Below are 22,709 nucleotides of genomic sequence, written 5' to 3' on the forward strand. Positions count from 1 at the left end.
GGGGAGGGGGACCGCGAAGCGGTGGAGGGGGCCCGCCCCAGACACCGGATCCGGGGCAGGCCCCCTCCGTCACGGTGCCAAGCGGCACCGCGCCACCTCCCCCGACGGGGGAGGAATAGGTAGCGTGCCCCCCAACTGGAGAATCACATGAAAACCCGCGCCGCCGTCGCCTTCGAGGCCAAACGTCCGCTCGAGATCGTCGAGGTCGATCTGGACGGCCCGCGCGCGGGCGAGGTCCTCATCGAGATCAAGGCGACCGGCATCTGCCACACCGACGCCTACACGCTGGACGGGCTCGACTCCGAGGGCATCTTCCCCTCCATCCTCGGCCATGAGGGCGCGGGCGTGGTGGTCGAGATCGGGGCGGGCGTGACCAGCGTCGCCGTCGGGGACCACGTCATCCCGCTGTACACGCCCGAATGCCGCCAGTGTAAGTCCTGCCTCAGCCGCAAGACCAACCTGTGCACCGCCATCCGCGCCACCCAGGGCAAGGGGATGATGCCCGACGGCACCAGCCGCTTCAGCTACAAGGGAGCCCCGATCGCCCACTACATGGGCTGCTCCACCTTCTCCAACTTCACCGTCCTGCCCGAGATCGCACTCGCGAAAATCCGCAAGGACGCCCCGTTCGAGAGCGCCTGCTATGTCGGCTGCGGCGTCACCACCGGCGTCGGCGCGGTCGTGAACACGGCCAAGGTCGAGCCTGGCGCGAACGCCGTGGTCTTCGGCCTCGGCGGCATCGGGCTGAACGTCATCCAGGGGCTGAAGATGGTCGGGGCCGACATGATCGTCGGCGTCGACCTAAACCCTGCGAAAGAGGAATGGGGCCGCCGCTTCGGCATGACCCATTTCGTCAACCCGAAGGAGGTGACCGACGTGGTCGCCCATCTGGTCGAACTGACCGGCGGCGGGGCCGACTACACCTTCGACTGCACCGGCAACACCACCGTGATGCGTCAGGCCCTGGAGGCCTGCCACCGCGGCTGGGGCGAGAGCATCGTCATCGGCGTGGCCGAGGCCGGCAAGGAGATCTCCACCCGCCCGTTCCAGCTGGTCACCGGCCGGGTCTGGAAGGGTTCGGCCTTCGGCGGCGCGCGCGGCCGCACCGACACCCCGCGCATCGTCGACTGGTACATGGACGGCAAGATCGAGATCGACCCCATGATCACCCACACCCTGCCGCTGGAACGCATCAACGAGGCCTTCGACCTGATGCATGCGGGCGAGAGCATCCGCAGCGTGGTGGTGTTCTGAAGCCGTGACGGTGGACGTCGTCCTGCGCGGCTATGCGGACGATGCAGAAGGCCAGATCGCGCGGATGGAAGGGCTGGACCCGGCGGTCCTGCTCGCGCCTGTCATGGCGGTGTTGCCGGCCCGACCCGGCCGCATGCTCGATGTTGGTGCCGGCACAGGATATATCGCGGGATGGTTCGCTGATCGCGGGCATCGGGCGACGGCGGTCGAACCGGTCGCGGCCTTCCGGAACGCGGGAAGCCGTATCCGGGGCGATCGCGTGCGCTGGATCAACGACCGGCTGCCGGAAATGCAAGCCGTGCGAGCGTTGGCGGAACAGTTTGATCTCATCGTGCTGTCGGCGGTCTGGCATCATCTCGACGCGGCGGCACGTCCCGTCGCCATGGCCGGTCTGGCTGTGCGGGTTGCGGCGGGCGGCCGGATCATCCTGTCCTTGCGACACGGTCAGGGCACCGACACCCGGCCCGGGTTCCCCGTGTCTGCCACCGAGACAATCCGGCTGGCGGAACGTCATGGTTTGGGCGTCCGGCTGGCCGTGGAGGCCGAGTCGATCCAGCCCCTGAACAGGGCCCGGGGTGTCTCGTGGACGTGGCTTGCGCTGGACCGGTGACAAGGGCCGCCAGCCGGGTTAGTCTTCAAAAGAAACCAACTGGGAGGAAGAAGCCATGTTCACCCACATGACCGTCGGCGCGAACGACATCGAGGCGTCGCAGAAGTTCTACGACGCCGCCCTCGGCGCGCTCGGCATCGAGCCCGGCACCCTGGACGATCGCGGTCGGGTCTGGTGGCGCACCCCGCGCGGGGCCTTCGCCATCACCCGGCCGATCAACGGCGAGCCCGCCTGCCACGCCAATGGCGGCACCATCGGCTTCGGCGCTCGGGATGAAGCTGCGGTGAAGGCCTTCCACGAGGCGGGTCTGGCCGCCGGCGGCACCGCCATCGAGGACCCGCCCGGCCCGCGCACCGGCCCCTTCGGCACCCTGAACCTGGCCTATCTGCGCGACCCGTCGGGCAACAAGATCTGCGCCCTGCACCGGCCGGGATGACCGCCGCTTGAGGCCGATGCTAGCTCTATGCTAGCATCGGCCATGGCCCAGGTTCTCGTCCGCGATCTCGACGACCGCATCGTCGCCCGCCTCAAGGCGATGGCCAAGGCGCAGAACATTTCCCTGGAGCAGAAATTCAGGGACATGGCGGCCCGTGAGGTCCTGGCGGTCGAGGAACGGTTCGAGGAGATCTCCCGGCGCTCCCGCGAACAGACGCGTGGCTCGACGCTGGATTCCACGGCCATCATCCGCGCAGACCGGGACCGGTGAGCGCGGTCTTCGACGCCAGCGTCGTCGTCAAATGGTTCCTGGACGACCCGCTGGCCGAGGTCGCCCACCAGACCCGTCTGGCATTCAGGCCGGCCGTCGCGCCGGACCTGATGGTCATCGAAGTGGCCAACGCCTTGCGACGCTACGTCGTCCGGGGCGAACTTCAGGCCGCTGCCGCCGGGGAGAACCTGTCGGTGATCAGGGAGGTGGTGGAGCTCTTCGATCATGCACCGCTGCTGGACGAGGCCTTCTCCCTGGCGTGTCGGCTCAACCACTCGATGACCGATTGCCTCTACGCCGTGCTCGCCCGGCGGCTCAACCTGCCGCTGGTGACGGCCGACGGCAAACTTGACCGAAAGCTGGCGTCACTGGATGGCCTCGACGTCCGACTGATTGGCGCATGACCCCGGCACACAGCCGCCCCTTCACGCCCGAGGGGCGAAGGCCATTCCCATTCGGCGTCCAGTCGCTAAGGTGCCCGTTTCCATAGTCATATCGGGGTACGGGGAATGACGGCGACGACAACGCCCGCAGGGGTGCAGGCCTTCTACGACCAGGTCACCAACGTCAGCGATCTGATCTGGGGCGGGACCTGGAACGGGGCGGAGGTCATCCCCTTCCCGCCCATGGTGATCGTGCTGCTGGGCGTCGGGGCCTGGATCATGATCGGCCTGCGCTTCTATCCCATCCTGAAACTGGGCGAGGCCTTCGCCGGCCTGTTCAAGAAGGGTGACGGCGGCAAGGGCGAGATCTCGCCGTTCGCCGCCCTGTCGACGGCCCTGTCGGGCCAGGTCGGCACCGGCAACCTCGCCGGCGTGGCCACGGCCATCACCCTCGGCGGACCCGGGGCCCTGTTCTGGATGTGGGTGACCGCCCTGTTCGGCATGGCCCTGGCCTTCGCCGAAGGTTCGCTGGCCATCCGCTTCCGCGAGCAGAGCCCGGACGGCACCTATCAGGGCGGACCCATGACCTATATCCGCAAGGGTCTGGGCAAACATTGGGGCTGGCTGGCGGTGCTGTTCTGCATCGGCACCCTGTTCTCCTCGGTGGCGACCGGCAACATGATCCAGTCCAACTCGATCGCGGATTCGATCACCAGCCTGGTTCCGATGCCGGAATGGGGTGCCGGCCTGATCGTCGCCGCCGCCGTCTTCATCGTCATCATCGGCGGCATCAAGTCGATCGGCAGCATCGCCGAGAAGATCGTGCCCTTCATGGCCATCACCTATCTGGTGCTGGGCCTGATCGCTCTGGTCCTGAACATCGAGGACCTGCCCGCCTCCTTCGCCCTCATCTTCGACAGCGCCTTCAACGGCGCGGCCGCGACCGGCGGCTTCCTCGGGGCCGGGGTCATGATGGCCATCCGCGCCGGCGTGGCGCGCGGCCTGTTCTCGAACGAGGCGGGTCAGGGTTCGACCCCCATGGCCCACGCCGTGGCCCAGACCGACGATCCGGCGCGTCAGGGCCGGTTCGCCATGATGGGCACCTTCATCGACACCATGATCATCTGCACCATGACCGGCCTGGTGATGCTGACGGTCCAGGGCAGTTTCCCGGCCGGAACCGGCACCGTGGAGCACGTCTGGAACTCGGACCTGCGCGGCTTCGACATGACCCTCGCCGCCTATGCGGTGGTCTTCCCCCAGATCCTGTTCGGCACCACCACCCTGGGCGGCATGATCACCTCCGCCTGTCTGATCATGTTCGTCTTCACCACCCTCCTGACCTGGAGCTACTATGGTGAGCGGGCGGCCACCTATCTGTTCGGGGCGCGGGTCGCCATCCCGTGGCGGCTGCTTTGGGTCGGGATGATCTTCGTGGGCTCGTTCCAGCAGATCGAGTTCGTCTGGCGCATGGGTGACATCGCCAATGCCGCCATGGCCCTGCCCAACCTGGTCGCCCTGGCCGCCCTGTCCGCCGTCGTGTTCGCCCTCGCGCGCGGTGACCGGACGGCCGGCAAGACCCACGACTGATCGGCTCTTCCGCTCATCCCCGCGAAAGCGGGGACCCAGGGCTTTCGCGAGGCAGGCTGCACGGGATCGACATCCGCCACGGATGGGTTAGGTCCGGACGGCCACAGAACTGGGTCCCCGCTTTCGCGGGGATGAGCGGAGTTGAGATGGACACAACGAAACAGCATCAGGTCCACGGCGGCACCCTGCGCTATCTGCGCCACGACAGCGCCACGACCGGCACGCCCATGACCCTGTCGGTCTTCGTGCCGCCGGGGGAGGGGCCGTTTCCGGTGCTGATCTGGCTGTCGGGCCTGACCTGCACAGAGGACAATTTCACCACCAAGGCCGGGGCGTACAGGGCCGCCGCCGAACACGGCCTGATCGTCGTCGCCCCCGACACTTCACCGCGCGGTGAGGGCGTGGCCGATGATCCGGCCTATGATCTGGGGCAGGGCGCGGGCTTCTACGTCGACGCGACCGAGGCCCCCTGGGCCCCGCATTTTCGCATGGAGACCTACGTCACCGACGAACTGATCCCCCTCATCGACGCGGAGTTCCCCACAAACGGCACCCGTTCGGTCAGCGGCCATTCCATGGGCGGCCACGGAGCCCTGACCTTGGCCCTGCGCCACCCCCACCTGTTCCGCTCGGTCTCCGCCTTTGCCCCCATCGCCTCGCCCACCCGCTGCGCCTGGGGCGAAAAGGCCTTCACCGCCTATCTTGGCGACGACCGTAAGGCATGGGAGGCCCATGACGCGGCCCGCCTGATCGAAGGCGGCGCGGCCCGGGGCGTCTTCGAAGACATCCTGATCGACCAGGGCGACGCCGATCCCTTCCTCGCCGAACAGCTCCGCCCCGAGCTTCTGGTCGCCGCCGGACAGGCGGCGGGGCAGGGGATCACCTTGCGGATGCAGCCCGGCTATGACCACTCCTACTTCTTCATGACCAGTTTCATCGCCGACCACATCGCCTTCCACGCCACGCGTCTGAAGGCCTCGACATGACCGACCCGACCCCCACGCCCGTACCGGCCGAGACCTATGACGACCTGTTCGCCGCCCTGTGCAACGAACTGGGCCACTGCCTGCACGACAAGGGCCAGAAGCGCGTCATCGCCGCCCTGCCAGCCGGCCTCGATGCGGCGGTCAAGGTCGTTCTGGAAGCTGACGGCGTCGACTTCCTCAATGCCCCCGGCAGCCTGAAACGCGCCGTCCGCGACTGCCTGAAGGCCAATCTGCCGTCCTGAGACGACGGAGAGAAGAATTTATTCCTCACTGCATCTTGCGCCTCGAAGGGTAGGGATCATATGATCCACACGCCCTGATCCGGGCGGCCGCCTGTCGTTTTTCGATCCGGACAATCCGGTCAATCCGGACACTGTTTCGAGTCCGGGCCGGGAGGTCTTTCGGGGCGATCCGGACTCAGCGGACTCAACGGACTTTGTTTTTTGAGTCCCGATGCGCCACCGGCTTCAGGGCAAAAACCCGGGCCGGTGTGCACGACATGCCTTTGGTGCCGGCCCGGGACACCCTACATGCAGGGGCCCCATCGATTACAAGGAGCCTCCCATGGCCTTCACCCTGCCGCCCTTGCCCTACGCCTATGACGCGCTGGAACCCGCCATCGACAAGGAGACGATGACCTTCCACCACGACAAGCATCATCAGGCCTATGTCGACAATCTGAACAAGGCGATCGACGCCGACGCGTCGCTGCAGGGCAAGTCTCTGGAAGACCTGTTCGCCTCCATCTCGACCGCGCCCAAGGCCGTGCGCAACAACGGCGGCGGTCACTGGAACCACGCCCTGTTCTGGGAGCTGCTGGCTCCCGTCGGTCAGGGCGGCGAGCCCTCGGCCGAACTCGCCGCCGCCATCGACCGCGATCTGGGCGGGCTCGACAAGTTCAAGGAAGATTTCAACGCCGCCGGCGCCGGCCAGTTCGGCTCGGGCTGGGCCTGGCTGATCGTCCAGGACGGCAAGCTCAAGGTCACCTCGACCCCCAACCAGGACAATCCCCTGATGGACGTGGCCGAACAGAAGGGTGCGGTCGTCCTCGGGGCCGACGTCTGGGAACACGCCTACTATCTGAAATACCAGAACCGCCGCCCTGACTATCTGAAGGCCTTCTGGACCGTCGTGAACTGGAACAAGGCCAACGCCCTGTTCGCCGCCGCGACGGCTTGATCGACAAATCTGCGACAGGGGCGGGCCGTAGCGAAAGCTTCACGGTCCGCCCCACTGGCATCGCCGCCGACCGTCACTATCTCAGCTTCGCCGTTCCGCCCCCGATGCCGAGGTTTCCATGACGACCCATTTCAAGCTCGCCGCCGCGGGCCTTCTTCTGACCGGCCTGATCGCGGCCGCGGGCTGCAACCAGCCGAACGCGACGACCGAACCGGCGGCCGCCGAGGCCCCCGCCGCCAGCCCCGACGTCTACCGCTTCAAGGTCGGTACGATCGAGACCATCGCCCTGCGTGATGGCGGCATGTCCGGCGTGCCGAACGACAACACTATCCTTGGCGTCGGCCGCACCCCGGCCGAGGTCTCCGCCGTCCTGACCGCCAACAGCCTGCCGGGCGACACCTTCGACCTCAGCATCCAGCCCCTGCTGGTGCGTGACGGCCAGCGTCTGGTCCTGATCGACGCCGGAGCGGGCACCAATATGGGCGAAGGGGCCGGCAAGCTGCCCGCCAGCCTGCGCGCCGCCGGAGTCGAGCCCTCGACCATCACGGACGTCCTGATCTCTCACGGCCACGGCGACCATGTCGGCGGTCTGGTCGATGCGGCCGGGGCCCTGACCTATCCGAACGCGACCGTCCGCATGTCCGCCCCGGAATGGACCGCGCTCCAGGCCCAGGCCCCGCTGGCCGCCCTCGTCGCGGCGATCGCGCCGAAGGTCGAGACCTTCGAGCCCGGGGCCCAGGTGACCCCCGCTGTCCTCGCCGTGCCGATCCGGGGCCATACGCCCGGCCACACCGGCTATGAGGTCCGCTCCGGCGACGATCGCCTGCTCTACATCGCCGACAGCGCCCACCATCACGTCGTCTCGGTGCAGAAGCCCGACTGGGCCAACAGCTTCGACGGCAACCCGCAGGCGATGCAGAGCCGGATCGCCCTGCTCGGCCGCGCGGCCGACGAGAACCTGCGCCTGTACGCCGTCCACTTCCCCTTCCCGGGCATCGGTCGTGTGACCCGCCGCGAGGACGGAACGCTGGTCTGGGCCCCCGAGGGATCCGGCGCGACCGGCTCCTGACGGCTTGACCTGAGGGGGGCGGGCCGTCATAAGGCCTGCTTTCCCGCGCCCGGCCCCGGTCTGGCGCGTGAGATTGATTACGGACGATGCGTGGACCGCCGTTGAGATCGCCCCTCCATTCGGGGAGGGGCCGGGCCGCATCAAGTTGAAGAGAACAGAATGTCCAAGCGCCATAGCGCCAAGTACAAAATCGATCGGGCCATGGGTGAGAACCTGTGGGGCCGGGCCAAGAGCCCGGTCAACAAGCGGTCCTACGGCCCCGGCCAGCACGGCCAGCGCCGCAAGTCCAAGGTCTCCGACTTCGGCCTGCAGCTCAAGGCCAAGCAGAAGCTCAAGGGCTACTACGCCAACCTGACGGAAAAGCAGTTCCGCAAGACCTACGACGAAGCGGCTCGCCGGAAGGGGAACACCTCCGAGACCCTCATCGGTCTGCTGGAAGCCCGTCTGGACGCCACCGTCTACCGCGCCAAATTCGTGCCGACCCCCTGGGCCGCGCGCCAGTTCGTCAACCACGGCCACGTCACCGTCAACGGCAAGAAGGTGAACATCGCCTCCTACAGCCTGAAGGTCGGCGACGTCGTCGAGGTCAAGGAAAAGTCCCGCAACATGGCGCTGGTCCTCGAGGCCCAGCAGTCCGGCGAGCGCGACATCCCCGACTATCTGGAACTGGGCGACCGTGGCTTCTCGGTCCGCTTCGTCCGCTTCCCCGAACTGGCCGACGTGCCGTTCGCGGTGAAGATGGAGCCGAACCTGGTCGTGGAATACTACTCCTCCTAAGCGATCCCCGCCTTCCGGCGGACCATGGGCGGCCCCGGAGCGATCCGGGGCCGCTTGCATTTCGGGGCCTGCCCCATTGCTTTTAATTCAGATGCGGCGGGGGCCGAATTGAGCGATCCTCGGCCGTGAGGTTGAACAGGAAACGGGGCATGGCTCCCATTCGCACCTTGGTCCTGGCGGCCTGCGCCGCGCTCGTGACGTCCGGCTGCGCCCTGCTGCCCTCCGCTGAGCCGATGCGTGCCGCCGCCATGCCGGGTCAGCTTGAGCCGCTCCACGCCGCCGCCATCACCCGGGACTTCGCGGTTTTCCGCGTCAGCTCCAACGGCTGCACCGACAAGGATGATCTCAGTGCCGTGGTCGACCGCCACGGCGACACCTCGACCATCACCGTGCGCCGGCTCGATCAGGACCTGTGCGAGACCCCGGTCGCCGAAGGCGTCGAGGTGATCTGGTCGTTCGAGGAACTGGGCCTGACGCCCGGTTCGCGGGTCTCGGTCAACAACCCCTATCAGCTTCCGCCGGCGGCCTGACGTCAACGGCGCTCGAACGTCGGCAGCATGGTCGCCGGGATGCGGGTCGGTCTCAGGCTTGCGGCATCGACCAGACACCATTCCGAGACGCCCTGGGCACACAGCCGGCCCTCGCCGTCCTCGATCCGAACATAGCGGGCGAAGCGCGGGCCGTGAGGATCCCCGACCCAGGTCCGGGCCACGGCGGTGCTGTCGGGCTGCAGCGCGCGCAGATAGTCGATCTCATGCCTCAGGGCGACCCACGACCATCGGGCCCGCGTCGCCGGATCGAAGCGGGCGGTCCAGTGGGCCGTCCCCGCCTCCTGCAGCCAGCCGACATAGACGACATTGTTCACGTGCCCGTTGTCGTCGATGTGCTCGGGACGGATGGGCAGGGGCAGCTCGAAGACCTCGCGGTCCTCGCGCGGCATCAGGATGGTGCGGGCCATGGTCTCAGGCTTCGCCGAGCGGCACGCCCTTCTCGACCATCAACGCACCCAGTTCACCCGCCTGGAACATCTCACGCACGATATCCGAGCCGCCGACGAACTCGCCCTTCACATACAGCTGGGGAATGGTGGGCCAATCGGTGAAAGCCTTGATCCCGTCGCGCAGACCCTCGTCCTGCAACACATCGACGCCCACGAACGACGCCCCGAGCTGGTCGAGGATTTGCACCGCCAGCGAGGAGAAGCCGCAGCGCGGCGCGTCAGGGGTGCCCTTCATGAACAGGACGACGGGATGTTCCGCCACGGTCTGGGCGATGAAGGCATGGATCGGGTCGGCCGGGGTTTCGAGAGCTTGGTCTGACACTGGAAGACGCCTTTCGTTGCAGGCGTCAGCTAGGCACCCGGCTTCGGTCGGTCAAGGCCGGGTCGGCTCAAGCCTGCGTGTGCGGCCGCCGGCCGGGCGCGCTCAGGCCGCGACGCGCGCCATCTCGATCTGGGCGGACAGGCCCGGCGGCATGTCCCTTTCGGGCACGGCGGCCAGAACGTTCAGGCGTTCGGAATCGACCGCCCGGATCAGGACGCTCGAGATGGCCGGATCGGCCATGGCGTGGGCGAGGCAGATGGCCTCGGCGGTCCAGTGCGGGGTGCGGTGCAGGAAAGCGAATGTCCCGGCCCCGGCGAGAGGATCATCCTTGGGCCGGCCACCCGAGCCGCCACCAAAGCCGAACAGCCCCTTTTTGGGCTGATGAAGGGTCACGGCCTTCTTCTCACTATCCAGTTCTGACGGGAAATAGCCATAGGCCAGGATGGCCATATCCTGTTCGCGCGCGGCACGGACCCGCGACCGGATCCGCCAGTCGACGTTGACATGGAACGGCGTGGCCAGCACGTCGAACGCCCCCGTCGAGACATAGGCGTCCATGACTGCGGTCTCGCCGGATACCCCCAGATACCGCACCCGGCCGGTCGCCCGCAGGGCCTTGAGCGCATTGAGAGACGTCTGCGGAAGTTCGTCCTCTCCGGGTTCTTCCAGCAGGGCGACATCAATCCAGCCGAGGCCCGAGATGTGAAGGCAGCGGTCGATCGCCCCGGTCATCCCTTCGGCGGAGAAGTCCCGTTCGGACCCCCTGCGACCATCCCCGGTGCCGAGCTCAAGGCTGACGTTGAGCAGTTTGCGGTCCACATTGGACAGGGCCTGACCGACGACCTCCGCCAGCACGGGGTCGGCGGTCTCCAGCCGGTACGAGTTGATGCCAGCCTCCAGAGCCGCGTAAATCAGCTCATTGGCCGCAGCCAGCCCGCGCCCGAGGCAGTCGATGCCGAGGCTGAGGGTCAGGGCCGAGATGGCGGCGCCGGATGCGCCGAAAGGGCGATAGCGCATGGCGGATCAGCCTGTCGGTGTAGGAGCGGAGGTTTCGAGGGCCAGGGCATGCAGCGCGCCGCCCATATGGCCTTTCAGCGCGGCATAGACGAGCTGATGCTGCTTCACCCGGGGAAGGCCTGCAAAGGCGTTCGACACGATCCGGGCGCGGTAGTGGTCCCCGTCACCGGCCAGATCGTCGATGGCGATCTCGGCGTCGGGAAAGGCCGCGGTCAGATAGGCGCGAAGCGTTTCGGCGGGCATGGGCATGGCCGAGAGGATGCCGTGTAAACCTTAATGGGCCGCTACGCTGGGCGCGGCTGCCCGTTCGAGCAGGAGGACGGTCTTGTCCTGATACCGGCCCGGCTCCCGGTGCCGGTAGCCGACCCGTTCAGCCAGTTTCAGCGACGGCGCGTTCAGTGGATCGATCATGCAGACCGTACGGGGTGCCCTCAGCACCCGATCGCACCAGTCCAGCGCCGCGTCGACGGCTTCCCTTGCCAGACCCTGGCCCTGATAGCGGGGGGCCACGCCCCAACCCAGTTCGGGTGCATCCAGCACCGGCAGGCATTCCCGGCGATAGTCCAGCACCCCCACGCCGCCGACATAGTCGCCGGTCGCGGTCAGCCGGATCGACCAGTTGCCCCGGCCCAGCGCCGCCCAGTGGCCGAGATCGCGCAGCAACCGGAACCAGACCTCCTCTCCGGTCAGCGGGCCGCGCCCTGCGATCGGCCGGGTGAAGGCCTCATCGCCCCAGAGCGCGGCGACTTCATCAAGGTCGGTCACGGTCACCGGGGCCAGGGTCAGCCGCGGCGTGGTCAGGACGGGACCGATCACATCAGCCCCAGGGACTTGAGGCTGGCCACGCCGTCGCGCCCCACGATCAGGTGATCGTGGACGTCCAGCCCCAGTGCCTTTGCTGCCAGCACAATCTGTTTCGTCATCTCGATATCCGGTCGGCTGGGCGTGGGGTCGCCCGACGGATGATTGTGCACCAGAATCATGGCGGCGGCCGAGACCTCCAGACCCCGGCGAACCACTTCGCGGGGATAGACCGGGGCATGATCGACCGTACCCCGGTTCTGCACCTCGTCCAGGATCAGCTGGTTCTTCCTGTCGAGATAGAGCACCCGGAACTGCTCGCGAGGTTCATGCTGCAGGGCGACGCGCACATAGGCCAGAAGCGCGGTCCAGGAAGAAATCACCGGGCGTTTGACGGCGGGCTCCCGGGCCACCCGGGCGGCCACCTCGTGCAGGGCCGCGAGGTCCAGCGCGGTCTCCGCCCCGACGCCCTTCGTTCGCCCCCGGGAGTCCTCGGTCCGCACGGTCATCAGGTCCTCGACCGAGGCGGCCAGAACCGCAGCCAAGGAACCGAACCGGGCCAGCAGGGCCTTGGCGACCGGCTTGACGTCGCCCTGCGGCTGGCTACGGAACAGGAACAGCTCCAGCAACTCATAGTCAGGCAGGTGGGGCAGGCCCGCAGTGCGCGCCCGGTGTCTCAGCCGCTCGCGATGGCCCGCATGGTGGGGACCGGGCTTTCCTCCTGCGGGTGAGGGGGCTTCGCTGTCGTCGGTCACTCCACCCGCCCCCTGCGCTCAGGGGGTCAGGCTAGCGCGCACGGCGTCCCGTTCAAGCCCTGGCGGACTGTGGGTTGAACAGGCCGGCCGGGCTCAGGGTAAAGATCTCCACGCCGTCCTCGGTCACGCCCACGGTGTGCTCGCACTGGGCCGACAGGGACTTGTCGCGGGTCACGGCGGTCCAGCCGTCGGACAGCACCTTCACATGCGGCTTGCCCAGATTCAGCATCGGCTCGACGGTGAAGAACATGCCGGGTTTCAGCACCGCGCCCTCACCCTTCCGGCCATAGTGAAGGACGTTGGGGCTGTCGTGGAACAGGCGGCCGATGCCGTGACCGCAGAAGTCCCTGACCACACTCATCCGGGCCGCTTCCACGTGACGCTGGATGACGAAGCCAATGTCGCCGAAAGTATTGCCGGGCTTCACCTGTTCCAGTCCCAGGGCCAGCGCCTCATAGGTGACATCGACCAGTTTCCGCGCCCGGGCCCCGACCTCGCCGACGGCATACATCCGACTGGAATCGCCATGCCAGCCGTCGACGATGACGGTGTGGTCGATGTTGACGATGTCACCGTCCTTCAGCACCCGGTCGCCGGGAATTCCATGGCACACCACGTGATTGATCGAGGTGCAGACGGTTTTCATATAGCCCTTGTAACCGAGACAGGCCGGCAGCCCCCCGTTGTCGAGGGTGAACTGGCGGATGCGGTCGTCGATCTCCTGGGTCGTGACGCCCGGCACGACAAAGGGCGTGATCATGTCCAGGGCCTCGGCCACCAGGCGGCCGGCGGCGCGCATGCCGTCAAAATCCTCCGGCTGGTAAAGGCGGATGGCGCTGGTGCGGGTGAAGAACTCGGTATCCAGCTCGGGCGTCTCGTACATTCGCTTCGTCTCGGGTCGCGCCGGCCGGCGCCGTTCAGGTCAGATGGCGAGCCTAGCACGAAACCTCAAGCCGTTTCAGGGCGACGCGTCGCAGGCCCTTGCGACCTGGCTGTGCCGGCGTAGGTGTGTCCCATGACCCACGCCTCGCCCACAGCCGCCGTCCTGATCATTGGCGACGAGATCCTGTCGGGGCGGACGGCCGACACCAATCTGAACGCTATTGCCCGGTTCCTCGGTGTGCTGGGCATTGATCTGTTGGAGGCTCGCACCGTCGGCGACCGGCCGGGGCAGATCGTTGAGGCGTTGAACGCCCTGCGAACCGGCCATGACTACGTCTTCACCACCGGTGGCATCGGCCCGACGCATGACGACATCACCGCCAACTGTGTGGCAGAGGCTTTCGGTGTCAGGATCGCGGAGCGAGCCGACGCTTTGGCGATCCTTGAGCGCCGCTATGGGAATGAGCTGAACGCCGCCCGAAGGCGCATGGCGCGCATTCCGGAGGGCGGGGTGCTGATCGCAAATCCGGTGACGGATGCGCCGGGATTCCAGATCGGGAATGTGTTCGTGCTGGCGGGAGTGCCGAAGGTCATGGCGGCGATGCTGCAGGACGTCGCGCCGCGTCTGCGAACCGGCGCGGTGGTGCACGCGGTGACCGTCAGGGTCTCCGGCGTCGGCGAGGGCGCGATCGCGGCCCCCCTCGCCGAGCTGGCTGTTGCGCATGCCGACCTGTCCTTCGGCAGTTACCCGTTCGGAGCAGGTTCGGTCGGCGAGATCGGCACCAGTCTGGTGGTGCGGGGCCGGGATGCCGCGCGTGTCCCCCGGGCGGCCGAGGCCCTGATCGCGCGTCTAAGCAGGGACGGCGTCGAGGCGATTTTGATGTCCTGAACGGTCAAGCTGTGCACGGTTCGCCGAACGACGCCCATCGTAACGCAATATTGAAACGGCTACATCGCCATCATTGCAACAAATCACCGCGTCACGCACTTGGGCACAACGAGAGCCTCCCCGCTCTTCGACCCCCTGAACGCCAGTGACGCTCCGTGTGCAAGGAGCGCCCGAAAGGATGATCCATGCCCGTCTCCAACGCCCTTGCCAGCAGTCTTCGCCTCGCGGTGTCCGTGGCCGCCCTGACGGCGGTGACCACACCCGCGCTGGCCGAGGCCTTTTATCTGAAGGAGCAGTCGGTGCGCGGGGCCGGCCGGGCCTATTCCGGCGAGACGGCGGACACCGGCGTGTCGTCGCTGTGGTGGAACCCGGCTTCGATCGCCCGCAGTGGCCGCGAGGTCTATGTCGGCCTGCACGGGCTGCTGCTGGATTCCGACGTGGACAACGCCGGGTCCACCATCACCTATCCGGGCGGTGCCACGGTGCCGGTCACCGGTCCTCTTGGCACGGGCCTTGAGGGTGACCCGATCGAGAGTGGTCTGGTGCCGAACTTCGCCTTCGCCATGCCGGTCGGCGACCGGTTCGCGTTCGGCCTGAGCGTCGCGGCCCCCTACAACTTCACCACCAAATACGAGCCGGGGGCCTTCACCCGCTATGACGCGCTGACGTCGGAACTGCGCTCGGCCAACGTCGGTCTGACGGCGGCCTATCAGGTCAACGACTGGCTGGACGTCGGGGCCGGTGTCGACATCCAGTATGTCGAGGCTTTCCTCAGCTCCAGCCTGCCGAACCTCTCGCCGCTGCTGCCGGACGGCCGTTCGACCCTGGAAGGCGACGGCATCGACTATGGCTGGAATGTCGGGGCCCAGGTTCACAAGGGGGCCTGGGACTTCGGCCTGAGCTACCGGTCGGAGATCGAGCACGAGCTGGACGGCGAAGTCGGTATCTCGGGCCTGGTCGGTCCGATCGCCGGCGGCAATGTCGCCAGCGACGGGACGGCGACCTTCACGACGCCCTGGTTCGCTTCGGCCTCGGTCCGCTATGCGGTCAACGATCGCCTGACCCTGAACGGTCAGGTCAACCGGGTCGGCTGGTCGAAGTTCGACGCCATCCGCGTGCGCTACGGAACCACCGGCAACGAGATCCGTCAGGACTACAAGGACGTCACCGGAGGCTCGGTCGGCGTCGACTATGTGGCCAATGAGCGCGTCACCGTCCGCGCCGGCGTGGCCTGGGACCCGACCCCGACGCGCGACACCGAGCGCACGGCCCGCATCCCGGACGGCGACCGCTGGCTGTATTCGGCCGGTGCCTCGATCAAGGCGACCGACGCGGTCACGGTCGACACCGCCCTGACATACATCGCGCTGCAGGACTCCGACATCTCCAGTGACCGGATCCTCTATGCCGGCACGCCCGCCGCCACGACCAGCCGCCTGCGCGGCACGTCGAGCGGGTCAGGCATCGGCGCCTCGATCGGCGCACGCTGGGCCTTCTGATCCATCCGGATCAAGGACAAGACAACGGCGGGTCCCTTGCGGGGCCCGCCGTTTTTCGTTGTGACCCGCCCGCTTAGCACCGGACGGGTCCCTGTCGTATCGATCAGGCCTTGGCGACGTAGCCCTTGCCGCCGTTGGAGGGGCGACGGCCGCGGGGGCGGCGGCTGATCTCGCCGTCGGGCTTGGGCGCCGCCACCGGACGGTTGGCGTTGGCGGCCGAGCGGGCGCGGTCGGCCGCGAGCGGATCGAACGGGGTCACGCTGACGATCGAACGGTCGCCGTTGTGGCCGCGGCTATGGTCGCGGCCCCCATCACGTCCAGCATCACGCCCGCCTTCGCGGTTGCCGCCCCCATCACGATTTGGGCCGGGCTTGCGCTGGCGATGCGGCTGGCCGCCGTGGCTGGGCTTGACCCCGTCACGGCGCGGGTTGCGGTTGCGACCCTCGCCCCGCGGACGCTCTTCACGGTCGGGCATAGTCGCCTTGGTGCCGACACCGGCGGCCATGATCGACTGGTCCAGCAGGCCCAGCGACTTGTCGTTGCGGCGGTCGGTGGCCGGGATCTTCTGGCGGGTGACCTTCTCGATGTCCTTCAGCAGCTTCATCTCGTCGCCGGCGACGAAGCTGACGGCCGAGCCGTCCTTGCCGGCCCGGGCCGTGCGGCCGATCCGGTGGACATAGGCTTCCGGCACGAAGGGCAGTTCGAAGTTGACGACATGGGAAACGCCGTCGACGTCGATGCCGCGCGCGGCGATGTCGGTGGCGACCAGGACGCGCAGCTTGCCGGCCTTGAAGGCGGCCAGGGTGCGTTCACGCTGGGGCTGGGACTTGTTGCCGTGGATCGCGCCGGCCTGGACGCCACCGGCTTCCAGATAGGCCGCGACCTTGTCGGCCCCGTGCTTGGTCTTGGTGAAGACCAGGCAGCGGGTGAAGTTGTCGTCGGCGAACATCTCGGTCAGCAGGGCGCGCTTGCGGCCCTGTTCGACGTGGATGACGGTCTGGTTGATGCGCTCGACCGTGGTCGACTGCGGTGTCACCTGAACCTTGACGGGGTCCTTCAGCAGCTCGCCGGCCAGTTTCCCGATCTCGGTCGGCATGGTGGCCGAGAAGAACAGGTTCTGGCGCTTGGCGGGGATGCGGCTGACGATCTGGCGGATCGGCTTGACGAAGCCGAGGTCCAGCATCTGGTCGGCCTCGTCGAGGACGAAGATCTCGGTCGAGGACAGGTCCAGGGTCTTCTGCTGCATGTGGTCCAGCAGACGGCCGGGGGTGGCGACGAGGACGTCGAGACCGGCCTGGATGGCGCGTTCCTGCGGGCCGTATTTCACGCCGCCGAAGACGACCGCGACCTTGAAGCCGAGGTGTTTGCCGTAGGATTTGAAACTCTCGGCGATCTGGCTGGCCAGTTCGCGGGTGGGCGACAGGATCAGGCAGCGGGTGGTGCGGGGCAGGGGGGCGACGCGGTTCTCGGCCAGGCGATGCAGGATCGGCAGGGCAAAGGCAGCCGTCTTGCCGGTGCCGGTCTGGGCGATGCCCAGCAGGTCCTTGCCCTTCATGACGTCAGGAATGGCCTGGGCCTGGATCGGGGTGGGGATGGTGTAGCCCTCGGTGGCGAGGGCCTGCAGCAGGGCCTTGTTGAGGCCGAAGGATTCGAAGGTAGTGGTCACGTGTGACGTTCTTTCGCGTGCGGCGACGCGCATCGGCCGGGCATGACGCCAGAGAGCCGCGCGCCGCCAATCCCGACGGATCCCCAAAGTGGCGATCGCGGGCTTGATCGGGCGCCGCCCCGCGTGTCCGGGCAGCGTAGTGAACTTGAGGGCCGGCCGCTGCTACAGTCAGGTCTTCATGGGGAGGAAGACCCACACGCGCTGGAGCGCACCGGGGATCGCTAGAGTGCGACGGTGCGGCAGATGGGCCGTTGATACGGCAAAGTCAAGGCGGGGCGGACGAAGCCGGACTCGGAAACAGTGTCCGGATGGTCCGGATGGTCCGGATGGGTGGGCCGCTCTTTCCGTCATGCTGTGCCGATGGACACCGAGGCTGTCAGTGTAGCGTGCCCGCGGAGACCGTATGGTCGGGCCTGGCCTGTTTCGCAGCCCGCGTTGATTTCAGGGCGAAATTCAGCGCGTGCGTTGAACGGATGACCCCTTTCGTCTCTACGTTCCCGGCTGAATATACGGAATGGCGGCGAACAGGCGGCGTTCGGCTCCGCGGGGATCGTCCTCCATCCGCGGCGGCGCATCCATGATCATCGTCTGGCGGCGCGTCAGGTCATAGGGGGCCCAGACAGGCAGGCCGGCGTGGTTGGGATCGCCGTCGCGGGCCAGGGCGACGAAGGCCCGGCTGAGGCAGTCGGCCATGGTCTGGGCCTGCGGCCCCTGCGCCCGGCTGCCGGTCGCCGTAACGTTGTCCAGCGCCAGCGGGATGTCGTCGGTGTGCATGGCCCCGCGCCGTCCGCCGTCGATCGGCGAGGTCCAGTCCAGTTGATAGACGAAGGCCGGCGTTCCCGCCGCCGCCCGGGCCTCGGCCTCGATGATCGCCCCGCGCCACGAACGGGCGGCGGTGGTGGCGGCGAAGAAGACGTCGGACGGGCTGTAGTCCGGATACATGCCCCGATAGGCGGCGATGACCGGCTCGGGGGCTACGTCGATACGCATGTTGGCGAAGGTCATCTTGCCCGGCAGGTCGTCCCAGCCCAGCGTGTGATTGGCCGGATCGCCGCCGAGGAAGGCGCGAGTCTCGTCATGGGTGTTGCCGATGATCATCGGGATATGGGCCGACTGGGTCGGGGCGTCGGGATAGAATGGATGTCGGGGCAGGGACCGGTCGTCCAGCACCGGACCGAAATACAGCGACCCGAAGCCCAGCACGGGATCGGTGATCTCGGATGCCTTCAGCAAGGTCTCCACCGGCAGGGTGGCAACCTCGGCGGCCCGATCGGGCGGCAGGTTCAGGGCGTCCAGCCAGGCGAGGGTCCGGCGGGTGGCGTTCATGGGGCCCGAGGCGGTCACCTGTTGCCCGCTCATGGTCGCAACCCGATGAAACAGGCCGGCGGCGGCGGGCGTCGCCATCAGGGTGGCGATCTTGGCACCCCCACCCGATTGGCCGAACACCATGACCCGGCCGGCATCGCCGCCGAAGGCCGCGATATTGTCCCGCACCCATTGAAGCGCGAGAATCAGGTCCAGCTGGCCGGCGTTGCCGCTGTCGAGGAAGGGCGCGCCCGCGATGCGCGACAGATAGCCATAGCCGAACAGGTTCAGCCGGTGGTTCACGGTGACGACGACCACGTCGTTGCGTCGCGCCAGCCGGGTGCCGTCGTACAATGGACTGGAGCCGGAGCCGTTCGAATAGGCCCCGCCGTGGATATAGACCATGACCGGACGGCGCGCCCGATCCAGCCCCGGCGACCAGACGTTCAGGAACAGGCAGTCCTCGCTCTGGTTCGGCTCCGATCCGCCCTGGGGGCTGGCGGGGCCGTAGGCGAAGGCCTCGATCGGCGAGGTCCATGGGGCGGGGGCGACCGGCGGCTGGAACCGGCGCGGGCCGGTGTCCGCCCCGTAGCGTACCCCCTTGAACACGGCGACGCCCCCGTCCTTCCGGCCCCGGACGGGACCGTGGGTCGTGGCGACGACCGGATGAGTCTGGCGCGCAAGGGCGGGACCTGCGGGGATGCCAAGGGCGAGACCGGCGGCGAGGACGGAGCGACGTCTGAAGGGGGGCATCGGCGGAGTAAAGCCAAGTCGCGGCGGCCTGTCACCGGTGTCAATCCGATCCGGCCTTGCGGTGCCGCAGTGGCCCGGCTCTAGTGTGATCACGCATTGTTACGAGCCGCCTCCCTGACCGGCTCCCGCCCGGAGATGCCTGAATGACCCACCACGACCGTGCCGGCCTGTCGGTCGATCCCGCCCTGTCCGCCTTTCTGGAGGACGAGGTGCTGCCGGGTCTGGTGATCGCGGCCGACGGCTTCTGGGCCGGTGTTGCGGCACTCTTCGCGCGGTTCGCCCCCGAGAACCGAAAGCTGCTGCTGCGGCGCGATATCCTGCAGTCGCGCATCGACAGCTGGTCGGCGGAGCGGAAGGGCCAGCCGCACAATCCAGCCGCGACCGAGCGCTTCCTGAGGGACATCGGCTATCTGGTCGATGAGCCGGCCCCGTTCGCGGTGACGACCGAGCGGGTCGATGACGAACTGGCCCGGCTGGCCGGGCCGCAGCTGGTGGTGCCGATCCTGAACGCGCGCTTCCTGCTGAACGCGGCCAATGCCCGTTGGGGCAGCCTGTATGACGCGCTGTACGGCACCGATGCCCTGGGCGATCTCCCGCCCGCCGGCGCCTATGACGCTGCCCGCGGGGCCCGGGTGGTGTCGCGCGCAAAGGCCTTTCTGGACGAGGCGGTGCCGCTGGAGACCGGGTCCCATTCCGGCGTCACCGGCTGGACGGTCGAGGCCGGGCGGCTGGTCCCGGGGCTTCGAAGCCCTGCCCAGTTCGTCGGCTATCGCGGCGATCCTGCGGCCCCGACCGTCATCCTTCTGGTCAACAACGGCCTGCATATCGAACTGGTGATCGACCGGTCCAGCGCCATCGGGGCGGCGGACCCGGCCGGGCTGTCGGACGTGGTGCTGGAATCGGCCCTGTCGACCATCTGTGATCTGGAGGATTCCGTCGCGGCCGTGGATGCGGAAGACAAGGTCGCGGCCTATCGCAACTGGCTGGGCCTGATGAAGGGCGACCTGTCGGCCCGCTTCAGCAAGGGCGGCCAGGCCCTGACCCGGACGCTGGAGCCGGACCGGACCTTCATCGCCCCGAACGGTGGCGCGGTGACCCTGAAGGGCCGGTCGCTGCTGTTCGTCAGGAACGTCGGCCATCTGATGACCAATCCGGCCGTTCTCCTGCAGGACGGAACCGAGGCCCCGGAGGGCATCCTCGACGCCATCGTGACCTCCCTGATCGCGATGTACGATCTTCGCGGGCTGGGCGGGTTCACCAACTCGGCGACGGGTTCGGTCTATATCGTCAAGCCCAAGATGCACGGCCCTGAAGAGGCCACCTTCACCAACCGGCTGTTCGACGCAGTCGAGGATCTGCTGGGGCTTACCCGCCACACGATCAAGGTCGGGGTGATGGACGAGGAGCGGCGCACCAGTGCCAATCTGGCGGCCTGTATCCATGCGGTGAAGGACCGGATCGTCTTCATCAACACCGGCTTCCTCGACCGCACCGGCGACGAGATCCACACCGCCATGCAGGCCGGACCGGTGGTCCGGAAGGCCGATATCAAGAGCTCGAAATGGATCGCGGCCTATGAAGCCAGGAATGTGGCCATCGGCCTCGCCTGCGGTCTGTCCGGCCGGGCCCAGATCGGCAAGGGGATGTGGGCGGCCCCCGACCGCATGGCCGACATGCTGGAGCAGAAGATCGGCCACCCGCGGACCGGGGCCAACACCGCCTGGACGCCGTCGCCGACTGCGGCGACCCTTCATGCGCTGCACTATCACGCCGTCGATGTGTTCGCAGTGCAGACCGAGGTCGCGGCCCGCCCGACGCCGGGGCTGGAGGACCTGCTGACCCCGCCGCTGGCGTACGGCGCGAACTGGACGGAGCAGGCCGTGCGCGACGAGCTGGACAACAATGCGCAAGGCATCCTGGGCTATGTCGTGCGCTGGATCGATCAGGGCGTGGGCTGTTCCAAGGTGCCCGACATCCACGACATCGGGCTGATGGAGGACCGCGCGACCCTGCGGATCAGTTCACAGCATATCGCCAACTGGCTGCTGCACGGGGTCTGTACGGCGGAGCAGGTCGACGCGGCATTCCTGCACATGTCGGCCAAGGTCGACGCCCAGAACGCGGGCGATCTGCTCTATCGTCCGATGACTGAAGATCCGGACGGGTCGCTGGCCTTCCAGGCCGCTCGCGCCCTGGTGTTCGAGGGGGTGGATCAGCCCAACGGCTATACCGAACCCCTGCTGCACGCCTTCCGGCGAAGGGTAAAGGCGGGCTGACGCGGCGGAGCAGGGCCAAGGCGCTTGCCCCGATCCTGACACAATCGTAACTTGCCCGGCGCGGGCGGACCTGACAAGGTCGCTTGACTGTCAGGGGAGTCCGGCATGCTGTCGATCAAGAATCTCGTCCACGTCTATGCCAACGGCACCCGCGCCCTGGACGATGTCTCCCTGACCGTGCCGACCGGCATGTTCGGCCTGCTGGGGCCGAACGGGGCGGGCAAGTCGACGCTGATGCGCTCGATCGCGACGCTGCAGACACCGACCTCCGGCACCATCGATTTCGACGGCATCGACGTGATCCGGGAGCCGGAGAAGCTGCGGCGCACCCTCGGCTACCTGCCCCAGGATTTCGGCGTCTATCCGCGCGTCTCCGCGTACGACATGCTCGATCACATGGCGGTGCTGAAGGGCATCGCCTCGGGCAAGGACCGCAAGGAGACGGTCGAGACCCTGCTGAACCAGACCAATCTCTGGTCGGTGCGCAAGAAGGCGCTGGCGGGCTTTTCGGGCGGCATGCGGCAGCGCTTCGGCATCGCCCAGGCCCTGATCGGCAACCCGCAACTGATCATCGTCGACGAGCCAACAGCCGGCCTGGATCCGGAGGAGCGCAACCGCTTCCTGAACCTGCTGGCCGAGATCGCCGACAATGTCGTCATCATCCTGTCGACCCACATCGTCGAGGACGTGGCCGACCTGTGTCCGCGCATGGCGGTGCTGGCGGGCGGCAGGATCCAGCTGGAAGGGGCACCGGCCCAGTTGATGGAACAGCTCAGCGGCCGGGTCTGGAAGAAGACCATCGACAAGGATGCGCTCGAGGAGCACCGCGCGAAACATGAGGTCATCTCGACCCGTCTGTTCGCCGGCAAGACTGTGATCCATGTGCTGGCGGACCGGCGTCCGGGCGAGGGCTTCGAGCCGGTCCCCGGGGGGCTGGAGGACGTCTATTTCTCGACCCTGTCGGCCTCGCGCAAGGTCGCGGCGTAAGAC

At 67.6% G+C, this 22,709-nt stretch carries 25 protein-coding genes and 1 pseudogene; 17 read left to right on the top strand and 9 right to left on the bottom strand.

Going from position 1 to position 22,709, the window contains the following annotated elements; all coding sequences use genetic code 11:
- The 13 genes and pseudogenes from SJY26_RS06595 to SJY26_RS06655 all read left to right on the top strand — a co-directional run.
- Positions 1–123: pseudogene (locus tag SJY26_RS06595) on the top strand (hypothetical protein); the annotation flags it as partial.
- A 24-nt stretch (positions 124–147) separates the two neighbouring features.
- Positions 148–1,254, top strand: a complete 1,107-nt coding sequence (locus tag SJY26_RS06600) for an S-(hydroxymethyl)glutathione dehydrogenase/class III alcohol dehydrogenase (protein WP_396595336.1) — start codon at positions 148–150, stop codon at positions 1,252–1,254.
- Positions 1,255–1,258: 4 nt separating this feature from the next.
- A complete protein-coding gene (locus SJY26_RS06605; protein ID WP_396595337.1) occupies positions 1,259–1,864 on the top strand; it encodes a class I SAM-dependent methyltransferase in 606 nt (201 codons plus the stop codon).
- Between the two features lie 55 nt (positions 1,865–1,919).
- The gene (locus SJY26_RS06610; RefSeq protein ID WP_396595338.1) at positions 1,920–2,300 is read left to right on the top strand and encodes a VOC family protein; all 381 of its coding nucleotides are present in this window, start codon (positions 1,920–1,922) and stop codon (positions 2,298–2,300) included.
- A gap of 42 nt (positions 2,301–2,342) precedes the next feature.
- Complete coding sequence (locus tag SJY26_RS06615) at positions 2,343–2,570, top strand: FitA-like ribbon-helix-helix domain-containing protein (RefSeq protein WP_396595339.1); 228 nt, start codon at positions 2,343–2,345, stop codon at positions 2,568–2,570.
- Complete coding sequence (locus tag SJY26_RS06620) at positions 2,567–2,974, top strand: type II toxin-antitoxin system VapC family toxin (protein WP_396595340.1); 408 nt, start codon at positions 2,567–2,569, stop codon at positions 2,972–2,974. The genes SJY26_RS06615 and SJY26_RS06620 overlap by 4 nt, the downstream gene beginning before the upstream one ends.
- A gap of 105 nt (positions 2,975–3,079) precedes the next feature.
- Complete coding sequence (locus SJY26_RS06625; protein ID WP_396595341.1) at positions 3,080–4,543, top strand: alanine/glycine:cation symporter family protein; 1,464 nt, start codon at positions 3,080–3,082, stop codon at positions 4,541–4,543.
- A gap of 146 nt (positions 4,544–4,689) precedes the next feature.
- On the top strand, positions 4,690–5,529 hold the full coding sequence (gene fghA, locus SJY26_RS06630) for an S-formylglutathione hydrolase (RefSeq protein ID WP_396595342.1): 840 nt from the start codon (positions 4,690–4,692) through the stop codon (positions 5,527–5,529).
- Positions 5,526–5,771, top strand: coding sequence for a hypothetical protein (locus SJY26_RS06635; protein ID WP_396595343.1), 246 nt, complete (start codon positions 5,526–5,528; stop codon positions 5,769–5,771). The genes fghA and SJY26_RS06635 overlap by 4 nt, the downstream gene beginning before the upstream one ends.
- Before the next feature lie 322 nt (positions 5,772–6,093).
- Positions 6,094–6,708, top strand: a complete 615-nt coding sequence (locus SJY26_RS06640; RefSeq protein WP_396595344.1) for a superoxide dismutase — start codon at positions 6,094–6,096, stop codon at positions 6,706–6,708.
- 118 nt (positions 6,709–6,826) lie between these two features.
- Entirely contained in the window at positions 6,827–7,777 is a 951-nt protein-coding gene (locus SJY26_RS06645) for an MBL fold metallo-hydrolase (protein ID WP_396595345.1), read from the top strand.
- A gap of 159 nt (positions 7,778–7,936) precedes the next feature.
- The gene (rpsD, locus tag SJY26_RS06650; protein ID WP_305636901.1) at positions 7,937–8,554 is read left to right on the top strand and encodes a 30S ribosomal protein S4; all 618 of its coding nucleotides are present in this window, start codon (positions 7,937–7,939) and stop codon (positions 8,552–8,554) included.
- Between the two features lie 149 nt (positions 8,555–8,703).
- Entirely contained in the window at positions 8,704–9,084 is a 381-nt protein-coding gene (locus SJY26_RS06655) for a hypothetical protein (RefSeq protein WP_396595346.1), read from the top strand.
- Between the two features lie 2 nt (positions 9,085–9,086).
- Here the strand turns inward: SJY26_RS06655 and SJY26_RS06660 are convergent, their stop codons facing one another.
- From SJY26_RS06660 to map, 7 genes are all read right to left on the bottom strand, one after another.
- Positions 9,087–9,512 carry an acyl-CoA thioesterase gene (locus tag SJY26_RS06660; RefSeq protein WP_396595347.1) on the bottom strand — a complete coding sequence of 142 codons (426 nt, stop codon included), beginning with the start codon at positions 9,510–9,512 and terminating at the stop codon, positions 9,087–9,089.
- A gap of 4 nt (positions 9,513–9,516) precedes the next feature.
- Positions 9,517–9,876, bottom strand: a complete 360-nt coding sequence (grxD, locus tag SJY26_RS06665; RefSeq protein WP_396595348.1) for a Grx4 family monothiol glutaredoxin — start codon at positions 9,874–9,876, stop codon at positions 9,517–9,519.
- Positions 9,877–9,978: 102 nt separating this feature from the next.
- Positions 9,979–10,893: an aldo/keto reductase gene (locus tag SJY26_RS06670; protein WP_396595349.1), complete on the bottom strand. Its 915-nt coding sequence runs from the start codon at positions 10,891–10,893 to the stop codon at positions 9,979–9,981.
- 6 nt (positions 10,894–10,899) lie between these two features.
- Positions 10,900–11,142, bottom strand: coding sequence for a BolA family protein (locus tag SJY26_RS06675; protein WP_396595350.1), 243 nt, complete (start codon positions 11,140–11,142; stop codon positions 10,900–10,902).
- 24 nt (positions 11,143–11,166) lie between these two features.
- Positions 11,167–11,709 (bottom strand): GNAT family N-acetyltransferase, encoded by a 543-nt coding sequence (locus tag SJY26_RS06680; protein ID WP_396595351.1) that lies wholly within the window; start codon positions 11,707–11,709, stop codon positions 11,167–11,169.
- Positions 11,706–12,449 carry a DNA repair protein RadC gene (radC, locus tag SJY26_RS06685; protein WP_396595352.1) on the bottom strand — a complete coding sequence of 248 codons (744 nt, stop codon included), beginning with the start codon at positions 12,447–12,449 and terminating at the stop codon, positions 11,706–11,708. Before radC ends, SJY26_RS06680 begins: the two co-directional genes overlap by 4 nt.
- 52 nt (positions 12,450–12,501) lie before the next feature.
- Entirely contained in the window at positions 12,502–13,332 is an 831-nt protein-coding gene (gene map / locus SJY26_RS06690) for a type I methionyl aminopeptidase (protein WP_396595353.1), read from the bottom strand.
- A gap of 132 nt (positions 13,333–13,464) precedes the next feature.
- Here map and SJY26_RS06695 point away from each other — a divergent pair, with 132 nt between their 5' ends.
- A complete protein-coding gene (locus SJY26_RS06695; RefSeq protein WP_396595354.1) occupies positions 13,465–14,220 on the top strand; it encodes a competence/damage-inducible protein A in 756 nt (251 codons plus the stop codon).
- A 185-nt stretch (positions 14,221–14,405) separates the two neighbouring features.
- Positions 14,406–15,719 (top strand): OmpP1/FadL family transporter, encoded by a 1,314-nt coding sequence (locus tag SJY26_RS06700; protein WP_396595355.1) that lies wholly within the window; start codon positions 14,406–14,408, stop codon positions 15,717–15,719.
- Positions 15,720–15,822: 103 nt separating this feature from the next.
- On the opposite strand, the gene SJY26_RS06705 is transcribed toward SJY26_RS06700, so the two are convergent.
- A complete protein-coding gene (locus SJY26_RS06705; RefSeq protein ID WP_396595356.1) occupies positions 15,823–17,418 on the bottom strand; it encodes a DEAD/DEAH box helicase in 1,596 nt (531 codons plus the stop codon).
- A gap of 456 nt (positions 17,419–17,874) precedes the next feature.
- Positions 17,875–19,443 (bottom strand): carboxylesterase/lipase family protein, encoded by a 1,569-nt coding sequence (locus tag SJY26_RS06710; RefSeq protein WP_396595357.1) that lies wholly within the window; start codon positions 19,441–19,443, stop codon positions 17,875–17,877.
- Positions 19,444–19,586: 143 nt separating this feature from the next.
- Between SJY26_RS06710 and SJY26_RS06715 the strand changes: the two genes are divergently transcribed.
- Together SJY26_RS06715 and SJY26_RS06720 are read left to right on the top strand one after the other, a co-directional pair.
- Positions 19,587–21,719, top strand: a complete 2,133-nt coding sequence (locus SJY26_RS06715; RefSeq protein WP_396595358.1) for a malate synthase G — start codon at positions 19,587–19,589, stop codon at positions 21,717–21,719.
- Between the two features lie 105 nt (positions 21,720–21,824).
- A complete protein-coding gene (locus tag SJY26_RS06720) occupies positions 21,825–22,706 on the top strand; it encodes an ABC transporter ATP-binding protein (protein ID WP_396595359.1) in 882 nt (293 codons plus the stop codon).
- Positions 22,707–22,709: the final 3 nt, after the last annotated feature.

Origin of the sequence: Brevundimonas sp. R86498, from assembly GCF_044598075.1 — a bacterium.
Taxonomy (GTDB): Bacteria; Pseudomonadota; Alphaproteobacteria; order Caulobacterales; family Caulobacteraceae; genus Brevundimonas.

Coding starts and splice junctions, on each gene's coding strand:
- SJY26_RS06600 (WP_396595336.1), top strand. CDS start 148: ATGAAAACCCGCGCCGCCGTCGCCTTCGAGGCCAAACGTCCGCTCGAG.
- SJY26_RS06610 (WP_396595338.1), top strand. CDS start 1,920: ATGTTCACCCACATGACCGTCGGCGCGAACGACATCGAGGCGTCGCAG.
- SJY26_RS06615 (WP_396595339.1), top strand. CDS start 2,343: ATGGCCCAGGTTCTCGTCCGCGATCTCGACGACCGCATCGTCGCCCGC.
- SJY26_RS06625 (WP_396595341.1), top strand. CDS start 3,080: ATGACGGCGACGACAACGCCCGCAGGGGTGCAGGCCTTCTACGACCAG.
- fghA (WP_396595342.1), top strand. CDS start 4,690: ATGGACACAACGAAACAGCATCAGGTCCACGGCGGCACCCTGCGCTAT.
- SJY26_RS06635 (WP_396595343.1), top strand. CDS start 5,526: ATGACCGACCCGACCCCCACGCCCGTACCGGCCGAGACCTATGACGAC.
- SJY26_RS06640 (WP_396595344.1), top strand. CDS start 6,094: ATGGCCTTCACCCTGCCGCCCTTGCCCTACGCCTATGACGCGCTGGAA.
- SJY26_RS06645 (WP_396595345.1), top strand. CDS start 6,827: ATGACGACCCATTTCAAGCTCGCCGCCGCGGGCCTTCTTCTGACCGGC.
- rpsD (WP_305636901.1), top strand. CDS start 7,937: ATGTCCAAGCGCCATAGCGCCAAGTACAAAATCGATCGGGCCATGGGT.
- SJY26_RS06655 (WP_396595346.1), top strand. CDS start 8,704: ATGGCTCCCATTCGCACCTTGGTCCTGGCGGCCTGCGCCGCGCTCGTG.
- SJY26_RS06660 (WP_396595347.1), bottom strand. CDS start 9,512: ATGGCCCGCACCATCCTGATGCCGCGCGAGGACCGCGAGGTCTTCGAG.
- SJY26_RS06670 (WP_396595349.1), bottom strand. CDS start 10,893: ATGCGCTATCGCCCTTTCGGCGCATCCGGCGCCGCCATCTCGGCCCTG.
- SJY26_RS06675 (WP_396595350.1), bottom strand. CDS start 11,142: ATGCCCATGCCCGCCGAAACGCTTCGCGCCTATCTGACCGCGGCCTTT.
- map (WP_396595353.1), bottom strand. CDS start 13,332: ATGTACGAGACGCCCGAGCTGGATACCGAGTTCTTCACCCGCACCAGC.
- SJY26_RS06695 (WP_396595354.1), top strand. CDS start 13,465: ATGACCCACGCCTCGCCCACAGCCGCCGTCCTGATCATTGGCGACGAG.
- SJY26_RS06700 (WP_396595355.1), top strand. CDS start 14,406: ATGCCCGTCTCCAACGCCCTTGCCAGCAGTCTTCGCCTCGCGGTGTCC.
- SJY26_RS06705 (WP_396595356.1), bottom strand. CDS start 17,418: ATGCGCGTCGCCGCACGCGAAAGAACGTCACACGTGACCACTACCTTC.
- SJY26_RS06710 (WP_396595357.1), bottom strand. CDS start 19,443: ATGCCCCCCTTCAGACGTCGCTCCGTCCTCGCCGCCGGTCTCGCCCTT.
- SJY26_RS06715 (WP_396595358.1), top strand. CDS start 19,587: ATGACCCACCACGACCGTGCCGGCCTGTCGGTCGATCCCGCCCTGTCC.
- SJY26_RS06720 (WP_396595359.1), top strand. CDS start 21,825: ATGCTGTCGATCAAGAATCTCGTCCACGTCTATGCCAACGGCACCCGC.